Below are 6,459 nucleotides of genomic sequence, written 5' to 3'. Positions count from 1 at the left end.
GGCGACCAACAACGCCTGCGAACGCGCGCTCAGACCGGCCGTCATTCAGCGCAAGGTGACCAACGGCTACCGGGCCATGTGGGCGGCCGAAGGCGAAGCAGACATTCGCACCGTCGTCGACACGGCTCGTCTCGGCCTGGGAACCAACGCGTTCAAGACAATCCTTCAGACCGTGTCCGCCTGAACCTCAGGTCAAAATGCGGCGTGGGTAATTACGTTTGTCTGGAACGGCAAGCGCCGGCAGCGGCGCCGGCGCTGCGCGACGGAGCAGATCCATCGCGTTGGCGGTTCCGGAGCCTGTACCAGCCAACCGCTGCCCCAGCCGAAATCACAGGCACCAGCAGAATGCCAGACCCGACGGCAGACGACCCACTAGTGGAGGCCGCCATCAGTCGGCTTAAACGAGTGATTGGAGATGCGCTGCGTTCGCGGACTGACCGACGTCGTGCGACGGAGGTTGCTGTCGCAGTTCAGGCCCTGAACCGCATGCTTGAGCTTGGACGCCCGAAGTCCGTCCGCATCGCCTAAGCAAAGGCACGGAGTGGGCTCCGTGTGCTCACCAACCGATCCATGCAACACGCTCGTTCGACGAGGCCGGCCGGATGAAGCCGTCTTCCTACTACGACCGGGTGGTGGACGTGATGGAGGAGCTGGTGAAGTTCACGCTGCTGACCCGCGACCGCTCCGACTACCTCACCGACCGCTACAGTGAGCGCAAGGAGGCGGCCGAGACGGAAGCCATGCGGCTCGCTGCGGAAGCCATGAACCACGCGGTCAAGGCAGCCGAGTAGAACGGTCCGGCAGGCTCACGGGGCAACCCCGGCGTCCTCGCGGCGTTGCCCGACAGGAGCATGCAGGAGCCAAGGCCATGTCCGACCCGAAGTCAGGTGACGACCATCCTCACAAGCCGAAGCTCAATCCCGGCGACCAGGCCGATCCGGATACGCCTGGGGCCGGCGAGAACGTCTGCCGGGAATGCAACGGCACCGGGAAACTTGGCGAAATGGAATGCCCGATCTGCGGCGGCACCGGCGTCGTCATCGAGGAGATCGGCGGCGGGTAAGGAGGTAACCGACCGTTTCCTCACGTCTCTCCCATGTTCACCAGCTCGTGGATTTCGCTGACAATGGTCGCGTCGTGGCAGGGCTTAGCACGAAACGGCCGTCATCCGGGATTCCGTCCGACAGCGGCTGGGCATAGCCCGAGGAAAGATGAGGTTACGCGTGCCGCCAGACCTTCACGGCTGAAACCAGCAGGATTGCCGTCAAGGCCGGAAGCAGGACGGCATCGGGAACGATGCCGAGCAGCAATCCGCCGATGAACGTGCCGGCAATCGAACCTGCCGCCATGACGAGCAGGAAGGTGCGGTTGCGGCCGAGAACGGAAAAGCTCCGGTCCCGACTGTAGCGGGTGAAGCCAACCAGCATCGTCGGCAGGCTCACGGCGAGGGACAGGCTTCCGGCCAGCTTGATGTCGGCCCCGAACAGCAGCACCAGGGTCGGGATCAGCATCTCGCCACCGGCCACGCCGAGCAGCGAGGCCACGATCCCGATCAGGAACCCGACGACGATGCCGGCGACGAGCTGAGCCGATCCGACGAGGATAGGTTGGCCTGCACCCGCGTCATGGCCGAACACCAGCACACCCGCGATGGCGACCAAAAGGACCGCGATCTCCTTGTAGAGGGTCTCGGACTTCAGGCGGGTCGCCCATCCGGCACCGACCCACGCCCCCAGGAGGCTGCCGGCCAGCAGGTTGAGCACGATTGGCCAATGGGTCGCGATCAGCCCGAAGGGCACCGTTGCCGCCCGGAACGGCAGGGCGGACGCAACCACGACGAGGCTCGTGGCCTTGTTCAGGATCACCGCTTCCAGGGCTGCGAAGCGGAACATCCCGATGAGCAGCGGAAGGCGGAACTCGGCGCCGCCAAGTCCGATCAGACCCCCAAGCGTCCCGATGACGGTGCCTCCCACGAAGGCGGTGGGCATGCTCCGGCGGACGGTCCGTGGATCGGGATCGGGTTTCATGAGGCATCATCCCGAAACTCGGTCCCGCATGCAATTTCGATAATCCTAGAAATACCGCTTGACGGCTGAGCCGGACAGGTCCATCGTGTTTCCATGAACATCGAACAAGCCGCCAAGCAACTCGAAGCGCTCGGGAACACCACCCGGCTCCAGGTCTACCGCACCCTCGTGCGGGCCGGAGAGGCGGGCTTGCCCGTCGGGCAGATCCAGGAGCGCCTCGGCATTCCGGGCTCGACGCTCTCGCACCATCTCCAGCGGCTCCTGCTGACGGGATTGGTGACGCAGGAGCGGCAGGCCACGACCCTGATCTGCCGGGCTAGCTACCCGGCGATGAACGGCCTCATCGGCTTCCTGGCCGACGAGTGCTGCGCCGACGCCGGATGCGGAACCCGGGCGGAGAACGCTGCCTGATTTATTTTGCCCAGTATTTTCATATTACCGGAAATATTAAAAGGAGAGACAGATGCCAGGCTTCCTTCCCTTCGTCCTCCATCTCGCCCGCGCGGCCCGGAACCGACGGCACGTCTCGGCCCTCGGCGAGCTGGACGACCATCTCCTGCGCGACATCGGCCTCGAGCGGGCGGACGTCCTCGCCGTCCTGGCCCAGCCCCGCCACCGCGATCCTTCGCGGATGCTGAAGATCCTCTGCTGCCAAGGCCGCGTCTTCGTTGAGCGCGTGCGCGACGGCTTCGCTCCCCGACCTGCCTCCTGCTGCTGACCAAGGAGTCCGCCATGACCTCGTCTGATGCCCTCCCCATTGCCGTCATCGGCGCAGGCCCAGTCGGGCTGGCCGCCGCTGCCCACCTGATCCAGCGTGGCCTGCCCGTGAAAGTGTATGAGGCCGGCGATACCATTGCCGCCAACGTCCGGGACTGGGGCCACGTGCGCTTGTTCTCGCCGTGGGAGTACAACACCGACACGGCGGCCCGCGCCCTGCTCCAGTCCCATGGCTGGCAGGAGCCTCCGGGGAAGGCCATGCCGACGGGATTGGATCTGTATGAGGCCTACCTCAAGCCGCTCGCCGAGACACCCGAGATGGCGGCGGTGATCGAGACCGGCGTGAAGGTGAAGGCGATCACCCGGCAGGGTGCCGACAAGGTGCTCAGCAAGGGCCGGGAGATCAAGCCGTTCGTGCTTGCCGTTTCCAACGGCAACGGCGCCATCCGACGCGACCTGGCGCGGGCGGTGATCGATGCCTCCGGAACGTGGACGGCTCCGAATCCCCTGGGGGCGGGCGGCATCCTCGCCGAGGGCGAGGCGGAGAACGCGGCCAACATCGCGTACGGCATCCCGGACGTGCTCGGGCGCGACCGCGCTGCCTACGAGGGCAAAACGACCCTCGTGGTCGGCGCCGGGCATTCGGCCGCGAACGTCCTCCTCGACCTCGCCCGGCTGGCTGAGCGGAATCCCGCGACGTCAATCGTCTGGGCGACCCGCGGTGAGAACCTGATGCGGGTCTATGGCGGCGGCCGTGCCGATCAGCTTCCCGCCCGAGGCGAACTCGGCTCCAGCCTCAAGGCCCTCGTCGACAGCGGGCGGGTGACCCTGGTCGCCGGGTTCTCCGTGACCCGCGTCAGGGCTGACGGCGAACAGGTCATGGTCGAGGGCGAGACGGCGCAGGGAATCCGCGAGGTCGGCCCTGTCGACCGGATCGTCGTCTGTACGGGGCAGCGCCCGGACCTGAGCCTGACCCGAGAGCTGCGGCTCGACCTTGATCCTTGGCTGGAGAGCTCGAAGGCGCTCGGACCGCTGATCGATCCCAACGAACACTCGTGCGGCTCCGTGCCGCCGCATGGCCACCGCGAACTCGCCCATCCGGAGCCGGGCTTCTACACCGTCGGCATTAAGAGCTACGGCCGTGCCCCGACCTTCCTGATGCTCACAGGCTACGAGCAGGTGCGCTCGGTCGTGGCAGCCATTGCCGGAGACCTCGTGGACGCGGATGACATCCACCTCGTCCTGCCCGAGACGGGCGTGTGCTCGACCAACCTTCCCGTCGATGGGGTGCCTGCGTCCTCAAGCTGCTGCGGCGGCCCCGCCCCGGCGAAGGCCGATGCCTGCTGCGTCGCGGATGCCGAGGTCAAGGCCGAGGGCAAGTCCGGCTGCGGGTGCGGTCCCGCGAAGGTGCCGGAGAAGGTTGCGGAACCTGCGGGCTGCTGCTGAGATCCGCCCGTGTCGAATCCGGTGAGTGAGTCCCTGGCAAGCGATCCCGCCATGCCGAAGCCGAGTCCGAGGGTGGTCATCTCCGCCCTCGGGATCACGCAGATCCTCGCCTGGGGATCGTCCTTCTACCTGCCGGCCGTGCTCGCCCGTCCGATCGCCGCCGACACCGGATGGTCGCTCGGTTGGGTCGTGGGCGGGCTCTCCGTCGGCCTGCTCGCGGCCGGACTGATCGCGCCGCGGGTCGGACGCACCATCGATGCGAAAGGGGGCCGTCCGGTCCTCGTCGCCAGCTCCGTCCTGCTTGCCGCCGGGCTCGCGACACTGGCACTTGCCACTTGCCCACAGCCTTCCCGTCTACCTGATGGCTTGGCTCGTGATGGGCGTCGGCATGGGGTCCGGCCTCTACGACGCGGGCTTCGCGACGCTGGGCCGCCTGTACGGCAAGGATGCCCGACGCGCGATCACCACCCTGACCCTGTGGGGCGGCTTCGCCAGCACGGTCTGCTGGCCGCTCAGCGCTTGGCTGGTCGAGCACTTCGGCTGGCGCGGCGCCTGCGCGGCCTACGCCGCGATCCACGTCCTCGTATGCCTTCCGCTGCACGCCTTCGTCGTGCCCGGCATCGGGTCGGTTTCGCGCGATGGTCGGTCGGCCGGCGCGAAACCCGGGATATCCTCACCGCCCCCTCTGACCGGGACCAGGCGGATACGCGCGTTCGCGCTGCTCGCCACGATCCTCACCCTCGGTGCGGTGACCGCCTCCATGATCGGGGTGCACCTGCTCACCTTCCTCCAGGCCCGGGGCCTCGGCCTCGCGGCGGCCGTTGGCCTCGGGGCGCTCGTCGGTCCGTCGCAGGTCGGCGCCCGCGTCATCGAAATGGCCTTCGGCCGCCACTACCATCCGATCTGGACCATGGCGGCTTCCGTCACCCTGGTCGCGGGCGGGGTCATCCTGCTGCTCCTCGGGTTCCCGATCCTGGCGCTTGACCTGGCGCTGTACGGTGCGGGAAACGGCATCGGCTCGATCGCCAAGGGCACCCTCCCCCTCGCCCTGTTCGGTCCCGACGGCTACGCCTCACTTATGGGCAAGCTGGCGATGCCGAGTCTGCTCGCCCAGGCCCTGTCGCCATCGATCGGGGCGGTCCTGATCGACATCGGCGGACCGGACCCAGCACTCGGACTTCTCTCCGGGCTGGCTTGCCTGAACCTCGGCTTCGTGGGTCTGCTGTGGGCGGTCTCACGGCCGACCCCGGCGGGAGGATCATGAGACTGCCCTAGCTCTGCCTATGCGGCTGTGGCCTGAGCGATGGCCTGCCTGCGATCGAAGGTACGACGGTCATATTCGTCCGCCAGTGCGCTCAGCGCCGCTCGGCCATCGCCAAAGAAGGACGGGCCGTGCATCAGCGCCAGCGTGCGTGGCGACAGCGTCGCGAGAGTACGGATCGTCGCTCCCATGTCCGGGCTCAGGCTGGAGTACTGGAACAGGTCCTCGGCGGCGATCGCCGGACCGACGATGTCGCTTTCGGTCAGTGCCGGACCATTGCCGAGCTGGGTGAAGAGGTCGCCGCACAGCAAGGTTTGGGTCGACTCCTCGTAAACCACGCCGGCATCCCACCCGTGCGGGGTGTGCGGGGTATCGATGTAGCGGATCCGCTTGCCGCCGATGTCGATCACTTCGCCATTCGCCACCACCCGTGGCGGTCGATCCGACATGTCGTTCAGCGACACCAGGCATCCCGTCATCCCATGCGCCACCTGAGCGTCCGGGGCAGCAGCCAGCCATTCGTTCATGGCGCCGCATTCGTCGGCCTCGTAATGGCCGAACGTGATCCAGCGCAGGTCCTGAACCGGCATGATCCGGGACACGGCTTCGGACACGAGCGGGAACATCTTTCGCAGCCCCGTGTGGAACAGGAGCGGTTCGTCGCCGCGCACGAGGAAATGGTTGAAGGTGAAGCCGGTCGGCGGGGCGATATCCGGCACGAACACGGAAATCCGATAGATGCCGTCGGCGATTTCGCTGATGTTGGGTCCCATGACTTTCTCCACGCGATCATCTTGGTGGGTGCCACCGGCCGGACTGGGCACGGTGGACAGCAGTCACATTTGAACGTACAATAGCGTGCAGTGAAATCGGCAGATGGTCAATATGGCGGCACCATGCGGTGTGCCGAAACACACATGACCCGGACCTACACCCTCAAGAAGCGTGCGGAACAGCAGGCGGAGACCCGGCAGAGGATCGTCGAGGCGGCTGTGGACCTGCACGGCA

The 6,459-nt window shown here is 66.8% G+C and carries 6 protein-coding genes and 3 pseudogenes; 7 read left to right on the top strand and 2 right to left on the bottom strand.

Translation table 11 applies throughout. The features are described from left to right. From DDF70_RS34945 to DDF70_RS34930, 3 genes and pseudogenes are all read left to right on the top strand, one after another. Positions 1–184, top strand: a pseudogene (locus DDF70_RS34945) (IS66 family transposase); the annotation flags it as partial. 388 nt (positions 185–572) lie between these two features. Continuing rightward, positions 573–791 (top strand): annotated as a pseudogene (locus tag DDF70_RS34935) (hypothetical protein); the annotation flags it as partial. A 77-nt stretch (positions 792–868) separates the two neighbouring features. Continuing rightward, a complete protein-coding gene (locus DDF70_RS34930; RefSeq protein ID WP_114949102.1) occupies positions 869–1,063 on the top strand; it encodes a hypothetical protein in 195 nt (64 codons plus the stop codon). A 154-nt stretch (positions 1,064–1,217) separates the two neighbouring features. Here the strand turns inward: DDF70_RS34930 and DDF70_RS34925 are convergent, their stop codons facing one another. Next, positions 1,218–2,027, bottom strand: coding sequence for a sulfite exporter TauE/SafE family protein (locus DDF70_RS34925; protein ID WP_114949101.1), 810 nt, complete (start codon positions 2,025–2,027; stop codon positions 1,218–1,220). A 93-nt stretch (positions 2,028–2,120) separates the two neighbouring features. Here DDF70_RS34925 and DDF70_RS34920 point away from each other — a divergent pair, with 93 nt between their 5' ends. From DDF70_RS34920 to DDF70_RS34905, 4 genes and pseudogenes are all read left to right on the top strand, one after another. Beyond that, positions 2,121–2,438 (top strand): ArsR/SmtB family transcription factor, encoded by a 318-nt coding sequence (locus DDF70_RS34920; RefSeq protein WP_114949100.1) that lies wholly within the window; start codon positions 2,121–2,123, stop codon positions 2,436–2,438. Positions 2,439–2,490: 52 nt separating this feature from the next. Beyond that, on the top strand, positions 2,491–2,745 hold the full coding sequence (locus DDF70_RS34915; protein WP_114949099.1) for a DUF1127 domain-containing protein: 255 nt from the start codon (positions 2,491–2,493) through the stop codon (positions 2,743–2,745). Between the two features lie 14 nt (positions 2,746–2,759). Next, the gene (locus tag DDF70_RS34910) at positions 2,760–4,190 is read left to right on the top strand and encodes an FAD-dependent oxidoreductase (protein WP_114949098.1); all 1,431 of its coding nucleotides are present in this window, start codon (positions 2,760–2,762) and stop codon (positions 4,188–4,190) included. A gap of 51 nt (positions 4,191–4,241) precedes the next feature. Further along, positions 4,242–5,454 (top strand): annotated as a pseudogene (locus tag DDF70_RS34905) (MFS transporter). Positions 5,455–5,471: 17 nt separating this feature from the next. On the opposite strand, the gene DDF70_RS34900 reads toward DDF70_RS34905, so the two are convergent. Continuing rightward, positions 5,472–6,224 carry an oxygen-binding di-iron domain-containing protein gene (locus tag DDF70_RS34900; RefSeq protein WP_114949097.1) on the bottom strand — a complete coding sequence of 251 codons (753 nt, stop codon included), beginning with the start codon at positions 6,222–6,224 and terminating at the stop codon, positions 5,472–5,474. Positions 6,225–6,459: the final 235 nt, after the last annotated feature.

This window comes from Microvirga calopogonii (assembly GCF_003347665.1).
Taxonomy (GTDB): Bacteria; Pseudomonadota; Alphaproteobacteria; order Rhizobiales; family Beijerinckiaceae; genus Microvirga; species Microvirga calopogonii.
The sequence above is the reverse complement of the archived record's forward strand: the minus strand, read 5'-3'. Positions and strand labels throughout refer to the sequence as shown.